This is a genomic window from Arthrobacter sp. 05T45 (assembly GCF_056395875.1).
This window is the reverse complement of record NZ_JBFTKI010000032.1, coordinates 29,398-49,923: the sequence shown is the minus strand read 5'-3', so window position 1 is coordinate 49,923 and position 20,526 is coordinate 29,398. Positions and strand designations below refer to the sequence as shown.

Sequence of the window (20,526 nt, the reverse complement as noted above, 5' to 3'; positions counted from 1 at the left end):
CCTTCCAACGCTTCTACGCCACGGAATCAGCCCGCAGAAACGCCCTCCCGGCATGGCTGCACCACTACAATCACCATAGGCCCCACACCGCAATCGGAGGCCAGCCGCCCATCAGCCGCTTAACCAACCTCCCTGGGCAGTACAGCTAGTTCTCTATTCCCGGCTTAGGACACCGGACATGTCCATTCCTGGTCGCGGCGGCAGGGCTGTTTCCCGATCCGCGGCATAGGACACGGGACATGTCCATTCTTGGTTGCGGTGGCTGGAGTCGTCCCTCGCACCCGGCCCCGAGCGCGGGACATGTCCAGCGTTCGGCCCGGCCGGTGGACATCTTGCCATTATGTCCATCCCTCAAGTCCAGCGGAGAGCATGTCCAGTTCAGTGCGAAGTCAGGGTACTTCGGTCAGGAATTCAAGGGCCTGTTCCGCACGTTGGGAGGCTCCTGCTTTCTCAAAGTAGTCGGCGGCCTCCATCAGGTACTTCCGGGCTTCGGCCCCGTTTCCCAAAGCGGCGTGCGACCGGCCCAGAAGAAGATACGCCTCGCCGAATATTTGCGGTGACGTCTTTTCGGGGACCGGAAAAATGTCAACTAGAGTATCGACTGCCGATTTTTGATCCCCCGCCAGGAAATTCCAGTGGCCGCGGTTCAGCTTGAGCAATATGTGATCTTCTTCGGTGCCGCCAATGACATCCGTGGCTAGTTCCGCGCGTTCAATGCAACGCAGGGTGTCCGCGTCCGCAACATCCGCGGCGAGCCGCATGGCAGCGGAAGCCTTGTTGAATTTGGCCCAAACAGTGAGGTTCCGTGCCGGTGAAAAGGTGCCAGCGGCGAGTTCGTGATAGTGCAGCCCCTCGGCGACTTTGCTGCAAAGAAACGCGACGTTCCCAATGACCCAATACGCCTTGCCCACCAGCTGGTCATCGACTTCGCCCGAAATGATGTCGGCCATGATGAGGCTTTCCGCCCACGCTTCGTCAAGCCTTCCACTATCGGCAAGCGCCGCAATGAGGGCCTGCCTGGCCTTGACTGCAATTTCGACGTCGTCCTCGTCAACCATGAGGTCCGCTGCAATTCTGGCCTCGTCGGCGGCCTGTTCGAGCAACCCCAGGCCCTGACGGCTCTTGGCCAGGAGGATGTGCACTTGGGCCTGAAGCTGCAAGTTCCCGTCCCAGGGTTCAGCAACTAGCGCACTGGCAACCTCCGCGCAGGCTTCGAAGTCACCGGCGGCAAGGAGGCTCTCCGCCCGGAACAAGGTCATGTGCCACCACGAGGACGAATCGCCTTCGGCATTGGCAATGTCCGCGGCCGCCTGCGCAGCGATGGCCGCCTGCCCGAACTCGTGGTTGGACCGGTGTTCGCGCGCCTGCAGCTCTGCAGCAGCGTACGAGGGTGAAACGGAGCTTTGTTGCATATCTCAATTATCCGTTGCCGCGGGAGCGGAAACGAACAAACCGCGCAAGCAAGACCTGCGCAATATTGACTCAGGTCTTCCGAAGCTTCGCGCGGATAACACGAAACCATCCATTACAGAGCGAATCGTTATACAGCGGCGTGTCGTTTGGCCCTATACTAAATCTGCACCACAAGTCACATGAGTCACATCAGCCTCTTACGTATCAGGAGTCCTAATGAAGAAGACCCTTGCAACACTCCTCGTCGCCGGTGCGCTGGCCGCCGCTGGAATGTCCGCCTCCGCAGCGATTTCTGCTGCAGCTGACACCTCCGGCCAGAGCTCAGTCGTAGCCGTCGGCTGGTGGCCGGACTCCATCAAGAAGTAACGGAGACTGCATTGACAGGCGGCGGGTGTCGGAAGTGATTCCAACACCCGCCGTCGCTATTTAAACTTTCGGAAGTAACCAACGGGTCATCTTCCTTGAACTCACTTGTCCCCCGCAAACAACGCCACAATCTCGCCCGCCGGCGCGGGCCGGCCAAAGTAGTAGCCCTGCCCGCTGCCGCAGCCCATCTCGCGCAGGACTTCCGCCTGTTCCGCCGTCTCGATCCCCTCGGCCAGCGCCTTTAGGCCGCAGGCGTGGATGAGGTGCAGCACAGCGGCTACGAAGTCCCGCTGTTGCTCGTCGTCGCCGAGGCCGCTGATCAGGCTTCGGTCGATCTTGACCACGTTCACCGGCAGCTTGCGCAGGTAGCTGATGGAGGAATAGCCGGTCCCGAAGTCATCGATCTCGAGTTGGACGCCGAGCCGGCGAAGGCCGTTGAGCGAATACTGGTCGACGTCGCCGCCGTTGACCGCCATGGACTCGGTCAGTTCCACGATCAGGTTTGATGCATCCACGCCGGTCTCCCTGAGGATGTCCCGCACATGTTCGATCAGCTCGAGGTTTTGCAGTTCGGTGGTGGAAATGTTGACCCGGACGTTAAAGGTGCTGTCCACCTGCAAGTCCTGCTGCCATTTGCGCAATTGGCGCACTGCATTGCGCAGCACCCAGTGGCCCAGGTCCACGATCATGCCGGTTTCCTCGGCCAGGGGAATGAACTGGTCCGGCATGAGCAGACCGCGCTCCGGGTGGTTCCACCGGACCAGCGCCTCCACACCCTCGATCCTGCCGGTCGCGAGGTCTACCACCGGCTGGTAGTGCAGGGTCAGCTGGTCCTGCCGGATGGCTTCGCGCATTTCCGTAATCATGACGCTCTGCAGCCGGCGCGCGTACAGCAGGGCCGGCTCGAAGACTTTGATGCTGCTGTGCTGCTGCGCCTTGGCCGCGTACATGGCCGTGTCGGCCTCCATGACCAGGTCATCGACGGACTGGCCGGGTTCCGCGATCCGCAGGCCGATGCTCGTTCCGCAGGTGACTTTCAGGTCCCCGACGTCGAGGCTCTCACTGAGTGCCTTGAGGATCCTGTTCGCCACCCTGCGTGCCCGGACCAGATTGGACTTCGGCAGCATGACGGCGAATTCGTCGCCGCCAAGGCGCGCCACGGTGTCAGTCTCGCGGACGGCGTCCTGGAGCCGGCGTGCGATGGCCCGCAGGACGTCGTCGCCGGCGCTGTGCCCCAGGGTGTCGTTAATGCCCTTGAAGGAATCAAGATCCAGAATCAGGAGGGCCGGCGGCATTTCGCCGCGCGAGGACTCCGCGAGGGCATGGCTCAGGACCGAGTTCAGTGCCGTCCGGTTGGCGAGTTGGGTCAGTGGGTCGGTCAGCGCCATGCGTTCGAGCTCCACCTGTGCCTCGCGCAGCATTGCCGTGCGGCTTTCGACCCGCTCTTCCAGCTCCTGGTAGATGGTCTGCAGGTCATCGGCCATCAGGTTGATGCCGGCGATGACGGCGGCGACGTCGTCGCGGGCTCCCGAATGCGGGATCCGGGTGCTCAGATCGCCGCCGGCGATCCGCACGATGCCTTCCACGAGGGCGTGCAGCCTGGGGTCCGGTGATTCATTCTTCACGGGTGTACTGCCTTAGCCACTCAACGGCCGCGGATTCGGAGGTGAAGAACTGGGCCGGGATCGTCTCGCTTCGGGACCGCAGGAGGTAGTGGGCAATGACCCGGTCCACCGGGCTCTCGCCCACCAGGGCGAACGCTGTCGCCGCTATGGAACCGCTGTAGACCCGGCGGGCCTCCATGCTGACACCGACGACGCCGGTGATCACCAGGAGCACCGGCATCCGCCGTCCCGCGGCGAGCGTGCGGACGATGTCGCCGGCGATGCGCGCCTCCGGACCCTCGATCTCCTGGTTGGCGGGCAACAGGACCTCGATGATTCCGCCGTCGATCATCCGCACCCCGATGCTACGGGCGGCACCGCCGTCGGCGAGCGCACCGTCGGCCGCCCGGGCCGCGGTGACCGCCGCCGCCCCCAGAACGACGCCGGCCGCGGCCGCTGCCGTGTCCGGCAGGCCCTCCGGCAACCGCCCCTCGGGCCCGGCCAGGGCCTCGAGCGTCATCGGACCGCAATTCGACGGCGGCGGTCCGCGGAGCCCCGGAGGTCACGGTTCAGCCGTCGGTCGCCGTGATAGAGAATCGTTTCCCAGTCGACTTCCTCGGCTGTCTTGGCAATCACGGGACTCTCCTTCGCTTTCTTGGGCCTGGGACTGACATACAGCCAGTTAACCACCCCGAGGAAGACATCCACCGCGGAGTTGAAGACTCCGATGTAGGCGCGGATCGCGCCGGCAGCGAGGATGGCGTTGACGGAGGCGAAGGCCACATTGCCCCAGTTCCCCACTTGCGCGTCCCGCCATACGGTCAGCAGCGAGAAGGCGACGATCGCGTACGGGGTCAGGACGTAGATCGCCGGGGCGGCGGTGCGGTCCTTGACCTTGGGCGTGCGGGCGAAGGGAATCTTGTCGCCTGTGACGGCCTGCTGCAGCGATTTCAGCACGCCCGCCAGGTTGACCGGCAGCAGCACGAGGTTGAAGCCGTAGATCCGGAGGATGTCGCTGAAGCGGTGGCCGCAGTCGCGCAGGTCGCTGCCCATGGCCAGGAAGTACGGCAGGGCGGCGATGAATACGATCGGGCTCAGCAGCCGGCTGTCATAGGGGTACGCCAGGAGGAAGACGAGGCCAAAGCTGGCCCACGCGATGGAGGCCATGTAGTTCACCCGCAGCAGCACCTCCCGGAACAGGATCGCGCGGCGCTCGGACCGGTGTTGGCGGAGCTGGACCCACAGCTTGGGCAGGATCAGCAGGCCGCCGTTCGCCCAGCGCCGACGCTGGACTACGAGGGAGCCGAAGTCCGGGGGCGTGGCGCTGTAGCTGAGCCGCTCCGGATAGTTCACCAGGGTCCAGCCGTGCTGGCCGAGATCGATGCTGGATTCGGTATCTTCGATGACGGTTCGGTCCTGGATGTACGTCCGGATCTCGAAGGCTCCGTTGGTTTCCACCTCGACGATGTCCTCCAGGGCGCGTTTGCGGATGACGGCGTTAGCGCCCACCCAGAACGTCGCACCGTAGTAGGTCATGCCCTGGTGGAGGATGTGCTGGAGGTCGGTGGTGGCTCCGGCGACCCGCTCGATGCGGGTGGGGGCACCACGGAAGGAGGAATACGGCGTCTGGGTGACCGCGACGCGCTCGTTGCCGGCCGATTCCAGGAAGTAGACCAGCCGGAGGCAGTAGTCGCGCAAAAGCAGCGAGTCGGCGTCGAGCGTCAACAGGTAAGTCGTGTCCCGGACGTCCATGATCTCGCAGTCCACTTCCGGGGCGACGCCGGCGCCCACCTTGCGCAGGATCACGCCGTCGGCGGTGGTTTCCTTCTGCCAGGTGTGGCCCATCAGGGAAATGTAGGCATTGAGGTTCATGGCCTTGTTCGCCTCGTGGGAAAGGCTCGCGTATTTTTTGCGTTCGAACGTTTCGGTGGAGACGTTGAAGATCCAGGTCAGCCGGAGGTACAGCTCTTCGATCCGGGTGCGCGGCGGCGAGGTCTGCTGGGCCAGGGCAGCGTTCAGTCCCAGGAGTACGAGCCTCAGCTCGCGGGCCAGGCCCATCAGGACGAGGTCGACGAAGAACTCGTCGACGTGGTCCTCCACCGTTTCGGCAGCAGCCATCGATTCAAGCCATTCGGCGGCTGCCTCATATTCGGCGATCAGCAGGGCCACCTCGGCGGCAGTGCCGCGCCCGTGCGCCTTTTCCCGGTTGCGGAAATCGGCCAGGGCAGCATTGAAGCGCGACGCCGGGACACTGAGTTCTGCGGCGATCTCCGCGGTCAGTGCGCGGGTCTTGTCCAACCGGACCCGGTCACCAAGGTCTGAGGGATGCGGCGGGTCATCGAGCAGCAACACCACTTTGAGGTCCGGGAACTCCTGCAGCGCCGCGGACCACAGCGTCGCCCGCACCACCTGGGGTTCTTCGGCGTAGGAGGGCACCAGCACGGTGATGCCCTCGGCGTACTCGGCGAAGTGCCGGTCAAGCTCGCCGCGCGGCACCCTGGCATGGTCCCGGAACCGGTACAGGGCGCCCTGCCGGGCCATCAGGTACATGAGGGCGGAAAACGTCAGGAATGTTACGACGATTAGGTAGGAGACCGTCTCAAACTGAAACCGGAAACCCGCATTGGGGTTGTCCGCGAGCTCTTTCAGAATGGTGGAAATAACGTATGTTACCCAGGCCGCCAGCGTCGTGAGAATTCCCAGGCGGCCAAGGATTATTTTGCGCCGGGACGGTCTCGGATGAACAATTGACAGCGGCTCGGAACGCCGCTCTGCTCCCCATTGACGGCGCCGGACCGCACCTTTTTGTTCGGTGGTCGCGCTTTCCGAATCCAAGCGCGGCAAGACAAGCTGATCTGGCATTAGTCCCCATAAGACTGCAAAGTCGGCATATTGGCGCGCGCCTACGGCAAAACCCGCACGCCGCACCGGAATGTTCCGGTGAGTGCCCTTATGATAATGCAAGGTCAGAGGCTTGCCGGACATCAGACACCCCGGAAATTTCACGAGCTGATGCCGGCTGCCGGCGCGTGCCCGGCTGCCCAACGAAAGACGCACAAGGGGGGCCCCGTGTCCGAACGATTCCCAGGCCGCAAACTATCTGTGGTCCGGCTGGGTGTACTCATCGGCGCCGTGGTGGCGGCCGCCGGCGGCGGCGTTGTCGCATGGGGCAACTTCCAGGACGTCCGGGCGGCCGAGGCCATCCCGTCCGTTTTCTCGGGATATGTCGATGTCACGGCCACGCCCCGGTACGCATTCGAGGACCCGGCGTCCAAGGAAGCCGAAAAGGTCGTGCTGTCCTTCGTGGTGGCTGATCCCAAGGAGCCGTGCTCACCTTCCTGGGGGGCGGCCTACTCCCTCTCCGACGCCGCGGCCTCACTGGACCTGGACCGGCGGGTGGCCCGGCTTCAGCAGCTCGGCGGCAGCGTGGCGGTGTCCTTCGGCGGGCTGGCCAACCAGGAGTTGGCCGTCACGTGCACCGATCCTGCCCAGCTCAAGTCGGCGTACCGGACCGTCGTCGACCGCTACCAGGTCAGCAGCATCGATCTGGACGTGGAAGGCGAGGCCCTGTCCGACCCCGCGGCCCTTCAGCGGCGCTCAGTGGCCATCGCCGCGCTCCAGCAGGAGCGCCAGCGCGAGGGCAAGTCCCTGAGCGTCTGGCTGACGCTGCCGGCGGATCCCAACGGCCTCACGGCGACCGGCAGCGACGCTGTCCAGAAGATGATCGCTGCGGGGGTCGACCTCACCGGCGTGAACGCCATGACCATGGACTACGGCGGAAGCATGCTGCCGGGCCGGTCGATGTACGAGAACGCGGTATCCGCCGCGGAAGCCACCCATCAGCAACTGACCGGCCTGTACCGGGCCGCCGGCACCGAACTCGGCAGCGGAACGGTGTGGCGCAAAGTCGGGTTGACGCCGATGATCGGCCAGAACGACGTCGCCGGCGAAATTTTCACCCTCAAGGACGCCCAGGAACTCAGCGCCTACGCCAGTGCCCGCGGCATCGGCCGGCTTTCCATGTGGTCCCTGAACCGTGACCGCACCTGCAGCCAGAACTTCCCGGACGTCACGAAGGTTTCCGATGGCTGCAGCGGCGTGGACCAGGGAAGCTCGTCCTTCGCCACGATCCTCGGCGCGGGTGTCATGGCCAGCCCGTCGTCTGCGCCTGCCGCCGCGGCTGCGCCGACGCCGGTCCCGGCCGTCAGCGACAATCCCTCCACCAGCCCGTACCCGGTGTGGTCCGAGAACACCGCCTACACCGCCGGGGAGCGGATCGTATGGCATTCGAACGTCTACGAGGCCAAATGGTGGACCCGCGCCGACACCCCGGATGATCCCGTCCTCCAGGGCACCGCGACCCCCTGGCGCATTATCGGTCCGGTCCTGGCCGCTGACCGGCCTACCCCGCAGCTGACGGCACCGGCCGGGACCGCCCCGGCGTGGCAGCCCGCCACGGTCTACCGCAAGGGCGCACGGGTGCTCTTCGAAGGTCGGGTCTTCGAAGCAAAATGGTGGACCCAGACCGACAGCCCCGAAGCTGCGCTGCAGGGATCGCCGGAGTCGCCGTGGTCAAAGCTGCGGGACGAGGAACTGATGAAGCTCATGGCCCCGGCGACGGCGACTGCCACCCCGCTTCCCAGCGCGACGGCGTCCGCGCCGGCGCCCTAAGGGCCCGCTTCACCGGGCCCGGGCCCTCCAGCCCGGGCCTTGTGGCCTGCACGGGCCCGCCTCAACGTGCCTGCCTCAGCGGGCCTGGGCCCGGGCGAGCTTGCGCGCCGTGCGTTCGTGCTGGACCCGCTGGGCGATGACAAGGCCGGCCGCGGCGACGCCGACGGTGATGGGATAGCCCATGAGCCGTTCCAGGGCACCGGGTTCCGGCACGTGCATGCCTGTCAGCCCGCCCGCAATGAGCGCCGCCAAGGACACCGCCCCGCAGCCCAGGATGAACCACCCGAGCGGCGTCTGCCGGAGCCAAAGCCAACCGAGAATCAGGAGCGCCAGGGCGCCGGCGGCGAAGTACATCAGGGCGCCGGCCAGGTGCCAGGCCGATCCCGTGTCCTCGGGCACCAGCCCCACGATGACCGTTCCTGCCCCGGCGGCGCCGGTCAGCAGCCGCGCGGCGGCCGCTGCCACCACCCCTGCAGCCCACCGCGCGCGGCCGTGCGGCCGCCCCGGTACCCGGCCGCGCCCGACTGGCACTGCGGTCCGCGCGGCACAGCACAGGAGCGCCGAGCCGAGCAGCAACGCGCCGACCACCATGCCAAGGCCTTGGACCACAAATGACGCGTTCATCAGCAGGTGCGCCGGCGAGCAGACGTCCCGGCCGGAGAACTCTCCGCACGCCACGGCGCCGAGGTCGCTGATGTAGCCCGTGCGGCGGCTGTATGGCTCCGCTCCCGCCCAGGCACCGATCACAGCCGACTCGGCCACGAAATACTGCAGCACGCTCAGCTTCGCCAGGGCCCCGACGTAAAACCTGGTCGCGGCCACATCGGGGTAGTAGAGGGCTCCGGCGGAAAGCTCGGTGGTTCCTGCAGTCATGCCAAGAGCGTAGTACGCGCGCTCACCTTGTATGCTTATATCCGTGTCCGACCGGACCGGCCCCGGCCGCCCGCGGATACCCGCCCTCGTAGCTCAGTGGATAGAGCACGGCTCTCCTAAAGCCGGTGTCGTTGGTTCGATTCCAATCGAGGGCACTTGAACATTCCTGCCCCGGACGAAACCCCGGACACGGGTCCGGGCTTTGACCTCCGCGCCTACCTGCGCGGCTCCTGGTCCGTCGACCGCACCCTGCTGGACCGCAGCACCGGCACCAGCGGAACCTTCACCGGCGTCGTACGCTTCACTGCCGACGACGACGGCGGCCTGTGGTGGCGTGAAGAAGGCACCGTGCGCTGGGCACCCCCGGGCGGCGCGCCGTTCTCCGGCCCGGCGAGCCGGGAATATCTGTTGCAGCCGGCGGACACCCCCGATGTCCTGGACGTGTACTTCCCGGACGGCCGTCCCTTCCACCGCATGGGCTTCGCCGGGCAAACCAATCAGGACGAGCACTGGTGCGACCCTGACACGTACCGCGTGACGTACACCTTCCGCGGTCCGGACCAATGCGGCTACCGCTGGGACGTCACCGGGCCGGCCAAGGACCAGCTGCTGGAGTCGGTCCTGCGACGGCTGAAAGCAAAACCAGACGCAAGACCAGAGGCACGACCAGGAACAGGCCCGGATCCGGATCCGGAGACAAAGCCACGCGTGATGCCGGATATGACCCCCGATGCGACGCCGGATGCCGCGCCGGATTCAGGGCGCGCCGGGTGAACCCGCGCATCGTCGTCTCCGCCGTCTGCGTTTTCGATCGCTCCGGACGCCTCCTGACCGTCCGCAAACGCGGCACGGACAAGTTCATGCACCCCGGCGGCAAACCCGAGGCCGGCGAAACAGCGGCCCAGGCAGCGGCGCGCGAGCTCCAGGAGGAAGTGGGGATCGTGCTGGCCCCGGACCGCCTGGACCTGCTGGGTTGCTGGCTGGCGGATGCCGCCAACGAGGCGGCCACCCAGATCGAGGCCACGGTCTTCACGGCGCCCGGGGTGTGGAGCGCCCGGCCCTCGGCGGAAATCGCCGAGATCCGCTGGCTGGACCTGTCCGCCGAACTGCCCGGCGACCTCGCCCCGCTGCTGACGGACCATGTGCTGCCGGCCCTGTCCGCCAAGCCGTCCTGCTAGGACCTCCACCGGCCAGGACCTCCAACGCCGGCTTCCAAACGGCGGCTCAGTAACCGGGCACGGATTCCTGGGCCACCGCGCTGGCCTCGGAGAACTGCGTCCGGTACAGCTCCGCATAGCGGCCCTCGGCGGCAAGAAGCTCCCGGTGGGTACCGCGCTCCACGATCGAGCCGTCCTCCACCACCAGGATCGCGTCCGCCGCACGGATCGTCGAGAGACGGTGGGCGATCACGACGGCGGTACGGCCTTCCAGCGCGGCGCCCAGCGCCTCCTGGACGGCGGCCTCGTTGGTCGAATCCAGCGCGGCGGTGGCTTCGTCGAGGATGACCACCCGCGGCTGGGCGATCAGCAGGCGGGCGATCGTCAGGCGTTGCCGCTCGCCGCCGGAGAGCCGGTAGCCGCGCTCCCCCACCACAGTGTCCAGCCCATCGGGCAGGGACCGGATCATGTCTTCGAGCCGGGCGCGGCGCAGCGCATCCCACATCTGCTCTTCGGTGGCCTCCGGCCGGGCCAGGCGCAGGTTGGAGGCGATGCTCTCATGGAACAGGTGACCGTCCTGCGTCACCATGCCGAGGGTCGCGCGCATCGAGTCGAACGTGAGGTCACGGACGTCCACGCCCGCGCCGGGCGTCGTGCCGCCGAAGCGGATGGCGCCGGAGTCGACGTCGTACAGGCGTGACAGGAGCTGCGCAATGGTGGACTTGCCCGCCCCGGAGGAGCCGACGAGGGCCACAGTCTGGCCCGGCTCCACCCGGAAGCTGATGCCGTGCAGCACTTCCTCGCCGCCGCGGGTGTCCAGGGTCAGCACGTCCTCCAGGGAGGCCAGCGAGACTTTGTCAGCCGAGGGGTAGGCGAAGCGGACGTTGTCGAACTCCACCGAGAGCGGACCGGACGGGGAGGCCACCGCGTCCGGCTTCTGCTGGATGAGCGGCTTGAGGTCCAGGATCTCGAAGACGCGTTCGAAGCTGACCAGGGCGCTCATGATCTCGACCCGCGCGTTTGAAAGTGCCGTGAGCGGCGCGTACAGGCGGGTGAGCAGCAGTGCCAGCACGACGACGTCGCCCGCGTTCAACTGCCCGGCGAGCGCGAGCCAGCCGCCCAGGCCGTAGACCAGTGCCAGTGCCAAGGCCGAGACCAGTGTCAGCGCCGTGACGAAGGTGAACTGCAGCATGGCGGTGCGGACGCCGATGTCCCGGACGCGGCCGGCCCGGAGGGCGAACTCGCGGGATTCCTCGTCGGGGCGGCCGAAGAGCTTGACCAGCGTGGCGCCGGGCGCGGAGAAGCGCTCGGTCATCTGGGTGCCCATGGTGGCGTTGTGTTCGGCGGCTTCGCGCCGCAGATCGGCCAGCTTGGAGCCCATCCGGCGGGCCGGGATCAGGAAGATCGGCAGCAGGATCATGGCGAGCACGGTCACAAGCCACGATTTATTCAGCATCACCGCGAGGGTCAGCGCCAGGGCCACGACGTTGCTGACCACGCCGGAGAGCGTGCCGGCGAAGGCTGACTGCGCGCCAATGACATCGTTGTTCAGCCGGCTGACGAGGGCCCCGGTCCGGGTCCGGGTGAAGAACGCGATCGGCATCTTTTGGACGTGGTCGAAGACCTTCGTGCGCAGGTCCACGATCACGCCTTCGCCGATAGTGGAGGACATCCAGCGCGTCACCAAGCCGATTCCGGCCTCGGCGATCGCGACGACGGCGATCAGGACGGCGAGCCAGATCACGGTTCCGGCATCCGCGTGGGCGATGATCGCGTCGACCACCTGCCCGGCGAGGACCGGGGTGGCGACGGCCAGGAAGGCCATCACGATGGACAGCAGCACGAAGGCGATCAGTTTGCCGCGGTGGGGGCGGGCAAAACTGAAGACGCGCTTCAGGGTCTCCTTCGAGAACGGCTTGGACCCGCTGGAGGCGCGGGTGATGTTGTAGAGGGAGCTCCAGGCGACCCGGTCCATGCTCATTTGGTGTTGCCTTTCGGGGCATCGGCGTGCAGTTCGGTGACGACGCCGTTCTCGACGTTCCAGCGCACGTCCAGGCGGACGTTTTCCAGCAGCCGGCGGTCGTGGGTGACCAGCAGCAGCGCGCCGTCATAGCTGTCGAGGGCTTCCTCGAGCTGTTCGATGGCGGGCAGGTCAAGGTGGTTGGTGGGTTCGTCCAGAACGAGCAGGTTCACGCCGCGGGCCTGCAGCAGCGCCAGGGCTGCCCGGGTCCGTTCCCCCGGGGAGAGGGAGTCCACGGCCCGGTTGGTGTGATCGGCTTTGAGGCCGAATTTGGCCAACAGGGTGCGCACCTCGGCCGGGGTCTGCTCCGTCAGGACGGCCTCAACGGCGTCTGCGAGCAACAGCTCACCGGCCAACAGCCCGCGCGCCTGGTCGATCTCGCCGACGGCCACGGACGCGCCCATGGACGCGTCACCGGAGTCGGGCTGCTGGACGCCGAGCAGGAGCCGGAGCAGGGTGGATTTGCCGGCGCCGTTCGGACCCGTGATCCCGATCCGCTCCCCCGCATTCAGCTGCAGGTTCACCGGGCCGAGAGTGAAGTCGCCCTGTACCGCGACGGCGTCGCGCAAGGTGGCCACGACGGCGCTGGAGCGGGGTGCCGCCCCGATGCTGAACTGCAGCTGCCACTCCTTGCGCGGCTCTTCCACTTCTTCGAGCCGGGCGATGCGGGACTCCATCTGCCGGACCTTCTGGCCCTGCTTCTCGGAGGACTCGGTGCTGGCCGCCCGGCGGATCTTGTCGTTGTCCGGGTTCTTCTTCATGGCGTTGCGGACGCCCTGGGAGCTCCATTCGCGCTGGGTGCGGGCCCGGGAGACGAGGTCCGCCTTGGTGTTCGCGTACTCCTCGAAACGTTCCCGGGCGTGCCGGCGGGCAACGGCGCGTTCCTCCAGGTAGGCCTCGTAGCCGCCGTCGTATACCGCCACCGAGTTCTGGGCCAGATCCAGTTCCACGATCGTGGTGACGCAGCGCGCCAGGAACTCGCGGTCATGCGAGACCAGGACGGCGCCGCCGCGCAGGCCCTGCACGAAGGCCTCGAGCTTGGCCAGGCCGTTGAGGTCCAGGTCGTTGGTGGGTTCGTCCAGGAGCACGATGTCGAACCGGCTCAGCAGCAGGGCGGCGAGCGCCACGCGGGCCGCTTGGCCACCGGACAGGCCAGTCATTCCGGCGTCCGGGCCCACGTCGAGGCCAAGGTCCGCCAGGACGGACGGGATGCGGTCCTCCAGGTCAGCGGCGCCGGAGGCCATCCAGCGGTCGAAGGCCAGGGAGTAGGCGTCGTCGGAGCCCGGAGCGCCGGAGCCCAGCGCCTCCGCGGTGGATTCCATCTCCAGGGTCGCCTGGGCACAGCCGGTGCGCCGGGCGATGTAGCCCGCGACCGTTTCGCCGGCAATCCGTTCGTGTTCCTGCGGCAGCCAGCCGACAAAGGCGTCGGCGGGGGCCAGGCTCACGGTGCCTTCCTGCGGACCGTCGACGCCGGCCAGCAGCCGCAGCAGGGTTGATTTGCCGGCACCATTGGCGCCGACGACGCCGACGACGTCGCCGGGGGCTACGGTCAGGGACAGCTTCGAGAAGAGTGTGCGGTGATCGTGTCCACCGGAAAGATCCTTGGCAACAAGGGTTGCAGTCATTACTTCATCCTCTCACTGCGGCCCAAAACGGGCCTCCCGTCTGGGAGAAACTGCGGGTCCGGACGGGACAGAAAACCGGCCGGGCATAGAAGAACCCGCCGGTCCGGACTTGGGGGGTGTACGGACCAGCGGGTTCGACCATTTAGCATAGTTGAATTAGGACCTCACGCAAAATCCCAGCCAACACCGCCACACCGCCGCCACCCCCCGCCTCAATCGCCGCTGCCCCACCGCATGCCAGTAGCCATACTGCCCGTCGACTCCGCAGGAAGCCCTAGATGCCACTACCCGCAAAGGCGTTCCAACTCTGGCTTCATCGGGTTGCCCCGTCCGCGAGCACAGCCGATCTCTGCCGGATCTCCGGGATCAAGCGCACCACCTTCGCCCAGCAGTTGGTCCGCGGGAAGGTGGCCGAAACCACCCTGGTCAGCATCAGCCGGGCCCTGGATTTGAGTCCGCTGGCGGAACTCGCTTCCTTCGAGCACTATGCGGAGCTGGCCGCCCCGCCGCAGCCGCCGACCCCGGCCGAACTCGTCAGCCAGGTCGCCACTATGGACCTGTTGCGCGCCGTCATTTCGCGTTCTTCCCCGGCCTACGGCGGCTACGGTGACCAGGGCAGCTCAATGACCCCGGCTCTGAGCCCCGCACCGCACGCCACGTCGGTCCGGAACTGGGTGGATGCGATTGACGATGGTGAATTGCGCCACCGGGTTTCGGCCGCCACCGGGGTGGCACCGCAAAATTACTCCGCGCAGCTCACGGCAAACCGGCTGTCCCCCGAGCTTGCGGTCGCGACGGCCCGCGCGGCGGGCGTAGGCTTCACGGGCGGGCTCGTCGCCACGGGCCTGATAACTGAGGCTGAGGCCGGCTGGACGGCCGGAGCGAAGCAAGCCGCGTTGGACGCTCTTTCCGACGGCGACCTTAGCGCCCTGGCCGGGGAACGTCTTCAGGCGCTCGGAAAATCGCTGCGGCGCCATGAGCAGGAGCAGGCACAAACACAAACGATTTGGGAGAACCTCGGATGATCGCGATCCTGCAGTGGACCACACTGGCGATGTGCTGCGTCGCCACGCTCGTCCGCGTGCCCAGTGTCCTGCGGGGTGAAAACCGGTCCCTGTTCTGGATCCTTGCGCTGATGACCCTGGCGATCCTGCTCAGCATCGATGCCCCGTATCTGGCCGTGGACCAAGCCCTGGGAGGCATGAACGTCGCCAACCTGCTGCTGCGCTTCGTCATTTTCGCCGTCATCTTCTTCCTTGGTCTCCGGATGGCCCGGGGCTTCAGCGCGTGTGACGCCCTGCGGCTCATCACCGGCCCCATCGGCATCGCAGTAGCCGCTGCCGCCTCGGCTGTGGTGGTGGTGGTCTTCCTCATGATGGATACCGCCGGCTCCTCGGCGGGTTTGGTCGCCGTGTTCGCCAAGGACGGCCGCAATGCCGCCCTGGTGGAGTATTACGGGGCCGCCGGGCGCCTGTACCCCGCGTTCATCACCGCGGCCCTGTTTCCGGCGATGCTGCGGACCCTGCGCAGCGGACTTCCGGCCCTTGTCCGGTCCAGCGCCGGGTTGCTGGCCGTGGGCACCGTGGCCATCTGCCTCAGCCTGCTCTCCCCGGTCATCCCTCCGCCCCTCGGGTTCATGCGGTTCGTCATCAACTACTCGGCGGTCCTGTGCCTGGTCCTGGGACTGTGCATGATCTGGCTGGCTAAGACGCTTGCGAAGCGTGCGCCGAAGAAGCATGCTGGCATGATCTGACCACTTTGGGGCTGAGCAGGCAAGCGATGTGGGAGAACCGGGAATGATTGCAACCCTCCAGTGGGGCACGCTGATCATCTGCACCGTGGTGCTCCTCCTCCGCGTTCCGGATGCGTTCCAGGGGCGGAACAGGACCGTCTTCTGGATCCTGGTGCTCGCGACCCTGTGCAGCCTGCTCTCGGTGCCCGGCCCCTATGAGGCGATCGATGGGGCGCTGGGGGGATGGAACCTCGCCCACCTGATCTTGCGCTTCCTCGTATTCGCCGCGGTCCTGCTGGTCGGTCTGCGCGTGGCGCGGGGCCTGGCAGACGAGCCCGGCTACCGCCTCATCGCTGGGCCGGCAGGGCGCTGGGCCCTGGCCCTCAGCGCCGTCGTCGTGGCGGTGACCTTCTTCTTCATGGACACCCGCGGGTCCTCGGCCGGCATGCTGGACATCGCGGACAACGGGGGACGCAATGCCGCCCTGGCGCCGTTCTACGCCGCGGCCGGCCGCACCTATCCTGCTTTCGTCTCCCTCGCCCTGCTGCCGGCATTGGTGGCCACCACCAGGAGCCAGCTGCCGCGGCTGGTGCGTGCCGCGGCCCTCCTGACATGCCTCGGCGCCCTCGCCACCGCCTGCAGCGTACCTGCCTCCTTCGCCCCGAAAGCGTGGACCCTCGCTCAGCAGACGGTCAACTATTTGGCCGTCCTGGGCTATGTCCTGGGCCTGGGACTGTTCTGGGCTTCCGGGCTCGCCGCCAAAGAATCTCATAACGCTCGCGCAACATTTCGCAAGAACCAAAAGTAGGCATTCACAAAATCATTAGACCGTGAGAGAATCATGAATGTGTGAATGCGGCAATCGCTTCGTGTACGGAAGTCAGCCGTGCGAAGCAGAGGCAGCCGTCCAAGCGCCATTGGGGGGATGAGTGGTAGCGGTCCGGTAGGACCGCTCCCACTCAGCCTGTTTAAGGGGTTTTCCGGTTGTTCCCGACAGTATTCGGATTCCCCGACACTGCCGGCCGGATTCCCCTGCGGGAAAGGCGGCGTCAGGCGGCCCTGCCTGTTAGCGCACAAACCTCAGCGTGACCAGCTGGAAGGGCCGCAACGTCAGCTCGGCGGAATTGCCGCCCGCCGTCACTCCCGGGGCATCGACGGGCCGTTCCAACAGATCCACGGCGTGCAGCCCGCGGACCGGGAAATTGGCCTTCACCGCGCCGGTGGACCGCTCCCCCAGTGCTTCGTAGAACCGGACAATCACATCCCCGGAACCGTCTTCAGCGAGTTTGACCGCTTCAATGACAAGGGCCTGATTGACCACCGTGACCAGCGGTTCCACCCCGTGCGCCCCGTGCACCATCCGCGGCGCCAGGTTGGTGCGGTAGCCCTCTTCGACGGCGTCGGCGATCGTGGCGCCCGGACGGACCGTGACGTGCAGCTCGTGCCTGCCCTGGTCCGCGCCGGGATCCGGAAACTTCGGTGCCCGCAGGAGCGAGAGCCGCACTGTGGTGGTGGTGCCGCCGTCGTCCTCCCGGACATTGCGGGTGACGTCGTGGCCATAGCTGGAAGCGTTGGAGATCGCCACCCCATAGCCCGGCTCGGCGACGTGGATCCAGCGGTGGGCGCAGATTTCGAATTTCGCGGCCTCCCAGGACGTGTTGACATGGGTCGGGCGGAACACGTGCCCGAACTGCGTCTCCGCCGCCGACCGGTCGGCCCTGACATCCAATGCAAAACCCAGCTTGAGCAGCTTTTCGCTCTCCTGCCAGTCCACGGCCGTAGTGATCGCGAGCGAGTCTGCACCCGGCGCTAGTGTAATCCGTTGGGTCACCGCGGAGGACCCGGCCATCCGCTCCACCACCACGACGGCGGCCGGGTTTTCGCCCCGGGGGTCGCGCTCCAGCGCCACCGAAAGCGCCTGTTCCAGACGGACGACGTTCCTGCGGTAGAAGGCGTCGATGTCCCACGCGTCCCATTCATTGGGCGTGTCCCGGTGCAGCTCCAGGAGGTTTCCCACCTCGCCGGGAGCAATCGCCTCGCGTCCGGTGGCCCGGTCCGTGAGGGAGACCAGCAGTCCGCGGGCATCCACCACGGCACGGATGATGCCATTGTCCAGGATGTAGCCGCCGCCGTCCTCAGTGACCTCTACCGGCTGCCCGGGCCGGACCGGTTCAGCAGCCGCCAGGGCAGGCACGCCCAGGCGCTCGTGCGGGGCGGCGTTGAGCAGGAATTTCCGGCTGCCGGTGCCGAGGGCCGCCGCCGCGGCGTTCGTGATGATCGCTTCCAGTCCCCGTTCGACGGCGGCGTAGTTCCGTTCGGCGTCCTGGTGGACCCAGGCGATGGAACTTCCCGGCAGGATGTCGTGAAACTGCTGCAGCAGGACCAGCCGCCAGAGGCGCTTGAGCTCCGCAGCCGGGTAGCGGTGCCCGGTCCGCACAGCCGCGGTGGCACTCCAGAGCTCGGCTTCCCGGAGGAGGTGCTCGCTGCGCCTGTTCCCCAGCTTGGTCTTGGCCTGGCTGGTGTAGGTGCCGCGGTGCAGTTCCAGGTACATCTCCCCCACCCAGACCGGAAGGGGCTCATACTCGGCCTGGGCCTGGCTGAAGAAGCTGGCCGCCGAGCCGACCCGCACCTTCGGGGATCCTTCCAGATCCGCCGTTCGCTGCGCTGCGGCCAGCATCTCGCGGGTTGGGCCCCCGCCGCCGTCGCCGTACCCGAACGGAACCAGCGACGTGCCTCCGCGTCCGTGGTCCCGGTAGTTCCGTTCTGCGTGCGCCAGGTCCCGGGCACTGAGGTCGGAGTTGTAGCTGTCCACCGGTGGGAAATGGGTGAAGATGCGGGTGCCGTCGATTCCTTCCCAGTTGAAGGTGTGGTGAGGCATCCTGTTGACCTGGTTCCAGGAGATCTTCTGGGTCAGGAACCAGCGGCTGCCTGCGGCCTTGATGATCTGCGGCAGGGCGGCGGAATACCCGAAGGTGTCCGGCAGCCACGCCTCCTGGCAATCGACCCCGAATTCGGCCAGGAAGAAGCTTTTACCCTCGAGGAACTGCCGTGCCATGGCCTCGCCGCCGGGCATGTTGGAGTCGGATTCGACCCACATCCCACCGACGGGAACGAACTGGCCGGCGCGGACCTTGTCCCGGATGCGCCCGAAGAGCTCCGGATAGTACTCCTTCATCCACGCGAGCTGCTGGGCGGAGGAGCACGAAAAGATGAAATCGGGATTCTCGTCCATCAGGGCGACGACGTTGGAGAACGTCCGGGCGCACTTGCGGATGGTTTCCCGGACCGGCCACAACCAGGCCGAATCGATGTGGGCGTGGCCCGTGGCCACGAGCTGGTGCGCCGAGGCATAGGCCGGCCGGGACAGGGCTCCGGCCAAGGCGGCCCGTCCGGCCTCCGCGGTCCCGGCAACGTCGTCGGGGTCCATGATGTCCAGCATGCGTTCGAGCGACCGCAGGATGTCGTGGCGGCGGGGCAGGTCCATGGGCAGTTCGTGCATCAGCCCGCTGAGCGTGAGGATGTCCTGCTGCAGTTCCCAGACGGTCTGGTTGCGTTCGGCGATGGCGATCCTGCCGAGGCGGTACTTCGGCTCGCTGCCCGACGTCGCCTTGTCGCCGTAGGGGGTGGCGGCGAAAGTCCAGTTCTGGGACAAGTCGGGATTGGCCGCGGCTTCGACGTAGAAGTCAACGGCCATGCCACTGCCCAGGAGCTTGAGCGGGATGTACTGGTTCCGCGGCGAGATCGCCTTGATGATGGTCCCGTCGGACCGCCAGGCAATGCCTTCGCACTGGAATCCCGGGAGGTCGCCGCTGAAGCCGAGGTCCACGAGGACTTCCACGGAGGTTCCGACCGCGGTTCCCCAGGCGTCCGGCACCTCACCCCGGAGCCGGAGCCACTTGGTGCTCCAGGGCCGGCCCCAGGCCACGCCGTGTTCCTGGGGCGTGAACTCCTGCCGCAGGGCCTCGAGCACTGCCACGGGTTCGTCCGGCGCGTCCCAGTTGCTTAGCGTCAGCGGCACGCTGCGCGGGTAGACGGCCGGGCCGATCCGGTCACGCAGAAAGCGGTCCAGCCGGACTTCCGTAAGACGGCGGTCGTCGTGCAATGTGATCCTCTTCAGCGCTGGGGGGTCCGATCGACTCCAATCGATGGATAAAACTTACGCCGCGGAGAACCCGTTGGCCAACTGTTGCCCCTAGCCGGCCGCGGGCGCCGGAACGGCTACGCGTTGCTGGCCCGCGTACACGTTCAGGCTGGTCCCGCGGCTGAACCCGGCCAGTGTCATCCCGCTGGCCTCGGCGAGCTCGACGGCCAGGCTGGAGGGGGCACTGACAGCGGCGAGGACCGGGATGCCGGCGAGGGCAGCCTTTTGGACGAGCTCGAACGATGCACGGCCGGACACCTGCAGTACGGTGCCCCGGAGCGGGAGCAGGCCTTCGCGGAGCGCCCAGCCCACCACCTTGTCCACCGCGTTGTGCCGGCCCACGTCTTCGCGCAGGCACAGCAATTCGGCCGAGCCGTCGTCGGAGATCCTGAAGAGCCCGGCGGCGTGCACGCCGCCGGTGACTTCGAAGACCTCCTGGGCGGACCGCAGGGCGTCCGGGAGGGCCGCGAGTGTTTCGACGGGGACGGTCAGCGGATCGTGTGCCGGGCTGTAGTGCGAGGACTTCCGTACGGCATCGATCGAGTCAGTGCCGCAGATGCCGCAGGAACTGGAGGTGAAGACGTTGCGTCCGGTATCGGGTCGTACGACGTCGGGCCTGAGCTGCGCCTCCACCACGTTGAACGTCTGCATGCCGTCGGCGTCTTCGCCGGCGCAGAACCTGAGCGAGACCAGCTGTTCGGGAGCCCAGATGATCCCCTCCGAGACGAGGAAGCCTGCGACGAGGTCGAAGTCATTGCCCGGCGTTCGCATGGTGACGGAGAATGACATGTTGCCGAGCCGGATTTCCAGCGGTTCCTCGACGGCAAGGACGTCCTCTCGGTGCCGGACCGGGAATTCGAGGGCCTGCGGGGACCCGTCCAGGACGATCTTGTGCACCTTGCGGCGCTGTGTCACACGGCCCAT

17 protein-coding genes and 1 tRNA gene are annotated in these 20,526 nt (G+C 66.8%); 9 read left to right on the top strand and 9 right to left on the bottom strand.

What is annotated here, in order from left to right; translation table 11 throughout:
* Positions 1 to 149: integrase core domain-containing protein (locus tag AC1DGD_RS20440; RefSeq protein WP_476857091.1), on the top strand; the 149-nt coding region annotated here is incomplete at its 5' end.
* Positions 150 to 389: 240 nt separating this feature from the next.
* Here the strand turns inward: AC1DGD_RS20440 and AC1DGD_RS20435 are convergent.
* Positions 390 to 1,412 carry a tetratricopeptide repeat protein gene (locus tag AC1DGD_RS20435; RefSeq protein ID WP_476858038.1) on the bottom strand — a complete coding sequence of 341 codons (1,023 nt, stop codon included), beginning with the start codon at positions 1,410 to 1,412 and terminating at the stop codon, positions 390 to 392.
* A gap of 217 nt (positions 1,413 to 1,629) precedes the next feature.
* On the opposite strand from AC1DGD_RS20435, the gene AC1DGD_RS20430 reads away from it, so the two are divergent.
* On the top strand, positions 1,630 to 1,779 hold the full coding sequence (locus tag AC1DGD_RS20430) for a hypothetical protein (protein WP_223914272.1): 150 nt from the start codon (positions 1,630 to 1,632) through the stop codon (positions 1,777 to 1,779).
* A 101-nt stretch (positions 1,780 to 1,880) separates the two neighbouring features.
* On the opposite strand, the gene AC1DGD_RS20425 is transcribed toward AC1DGD_RS20430, so the two are convergent.
* Genes AC1DGD_RS20425 through AC1DGD_RS20415 form a run of 3 tightly spaced genes read right to left on the bottom strand, consistent with a single transcriptional unit; the run spans position 1,881 to position 5,933 of the window.
* The gene (locus tag AC1DGD_RS20425) at positions 1,881 to 3,404 is read right to left on the bottom strand and encodes a putative bifunctional diguanylate cyclase/phosphodiesterase (protein WP_476858037.1); all 1,524 of its coding nucleotides are present in this window, start codon (positions 3,402 to 3,404) and stop codon (positions 1,881 to 1,883) included.
* Positions 3,394 to 3,903: a DUF7793 family protein gene (locus tag AC1DGD_RS20420; protein ID WP_476858036.1), complete on the bottom strand. Its 510-nt coding sequence runs from the start codon at positions 3,901 to 3,903 to the stop codon at positions 3,394 to 3,396. The genes AC1DGD_RS20425 and AC1DGD_RS20420 overlap by 11 nt, the downstream gene beginning before the upstream one ends.
* The gene (locus AC1DGD_RS20415) at positions 3,900 to 5,933 is read right to left on the bottom strand and encodes a glycosyltransferase family 2 protein (RefSeq protein ID WP_476858035.1); all 2,034 of its coding nucleotides are present in this window, start codon (positions 5,931 to 5,933) and stop codon (positions 3,900 to 3,902) included. The genes AC1DGD_RS20420 and AC1DGD_RS20415 overlap by 4 nt, the downstream gene beginning before the upstream one ends.
* 519 nt (positions 5,934 to 6,452) lie before the next feature.
* On the opposite strand from AC1DGD_RS20415, the gene AC1DGD_RS20410 reads away from it, so the two are divergent.
* Complete coding sequence (locus AC1DGD_RS20410; protein WP_476858034.1) at positions 6,453 to 8,054, top strand: chitinase; 1,602 nt, start codon at positions 6,453 to 6,455, stop codon at positions 8,052 to 8,054.
* Between the two features lie 75 nt (positions 8,055 to 8,129).
* On the opposite strand, the gene AC1DGD_RS20405 is transcribed toward AC1DGD_RS20410, so the two are convergent.
* Positions 8,130 to 8,927 (bottom strand): DUF998 domain-containing protein, encoded by a 798-nt coding sequence (locus AC1DGD_RS20405; RefSeq protein ID WP_476858033.1) that lies wholly within the window; start codon positions 8,925 to 8,927, stop codon positions 8,130 to 8,132.
* 82 nt (positions 8,928 to 9,009) lie between these two features.
* Between AC1DGD_RS20405 and AC1DGD_RS20400 the strand changes: the two genes are divergently transcribed.
* The 3 genes from AC1DGD_RS20400 (at position 9,010) to AC1DGD_RS20390 (ending at position 10,105) form a co-directional block, all read left to right on the top strand.
* Positions 9,010 to 9,082, top strand: a tRNA-Arg gene (locus AC1DGD_RS20400).
* Between the two features lies 1 nt (position 9,083).
* A complete protein-coding gene (locus AC1DGD_RS20395; protein ID WP_476858032.1) occupies positions 9,084 to 9,701 on the top strand; it encodes a DUF6314 family protein in 618 nt (205 codons plus the stop codon).
* Positions 9,698 to 10,105, top strand: a complete 408-nt coding sequence (locus tag AC1DGD_RS20390; protein WP_223914278.1) for an NUDIX hydrolase — start codon at positions 9,698 to 9,700, stop codon at positions 10,103 to 10,105. The genes AC1DGD_RS20395 and AC1DGD_RS20390 overlap by 4 nt, the downstream gene beginning before the upstream one ends.
* A gap of 46 nt (positions 10,106 to 10,151) precedes the next feature.
* On the opposite strand, the gene AC1DGD_RS20385 is transcribed toward AC1DGD_RS20390, so the two are convergent.
* Positions 10,152 to 12,065: an ABC transporter ATP-binding protein gene (locus tag AC1DGD_RS20385; RefSeq protein ID WP_476858031.1), complete on the bottom strand. Its 1,914-nt coding sequence runs from the start codon at positions 12,063 to 12,065 to the stop codon at positions 10,152 to 10,154.
* A complete protein-coding gene (locus AC1DGD_RS20380) occupies positions 12,062 to 13,729 on the bottom strand; it encodes an ABC-F family ATP-binding cassette domain-containing protein (protein ID WP_476858030.1) in 1,668 nt (555 codons plus the stop codon). The genes AC1DGD_RS20385 and AC1DGD_RS20380 overlap by 4 nt, the downstream gene beginning before the upstream one ends.
* A gap of 278 nt (positions 13,730 to 14,007) precedes the next feature.
* On the opposite strand from AC1DGD_RS20380, the gene AC1DGD_RS20375 reads away from it, so the two are divergent.
* From AC1DGD_RS20375 to AC1DGD_RS20365, 3 genes are read left to right on the top strand one after another with little or no spacing between them, the layout of a single operon-like run.
* Positions 14,008 to 14,754, top strand: coding sequence for a hypothetical protein (locus AC1DGD_RS20375; RefSeq protein ID WP_476851279.1), 747 nt, complete (start codon positions 14,008 to 14,010; stop codon positions 14,752 to 14,754).
* On the top strand, positions 14,751 to 15,482 hold the full coding sequence (locus AC1DGD_RS20370) for a hypothetical protein (protein WP_476858029.1): 732 nt from the start codon (positions 14,751 to 14,753) through the stop codon (positions 15,480 to 15,482). Before AC1DGD_RS20375 ends, AC1DGD_RS20370 begins: the two co-directional genes overlap by 4 nt.
* Before the next feature lie 43 nt (positions 15,483 to 15,525).
* Positions 15,526 to 16,269 (top strand): hypothetical protein, encoded by a 744-nt coding sequence (locus AC1DGD_RS20365; RefSeq protein ID WP_476858028.1) that lies wholly within the window; start codon positions 15,526 to 15,528, stop codon positions 16,267 to 16,269.
* A 258-nt stretch (positions 16,270 to 16,527) separates the two neighbouring features.
* Here AC1DGD_RS20365 and AC1DGD_RS20360 read toward each other — a convergent pair whose 3' ends face one another.
* Both AC1DGD_RS20360 and fdhD read right to left on the bottom strand, forming a co-directional pair.
* Positions 16,528 to 19,563 carry an alpha-mannosidase gene (locus tag AC1DGD_RS20360; protein WP_476858027.1) on the bottom strand — a complete coding sequence of 1,012 codons (3,036 nt, stop codon included), beginning with the start codon at positions 19,561 to 19,563 and terminating at the stop codon, positions 16,528 to 16,530.
* A 90-nt stretch (positions 19,564 to 19,653) separates the two neighbouring features.
* Positions 19,654 to 20,526 carry a formate dehydrogenase accessory sulfurtransferase FdhD gene (gene fdhD, locus AC1DGD_RS20355; protein WP_223914284.1) on the bottom strand — a complete coding sequence of 291 codons (873 nt, stop codon included), beginning with the start codon at positions 20,524 to 20,526 and terminating at the stop codon, positions 19,654 to 19,656.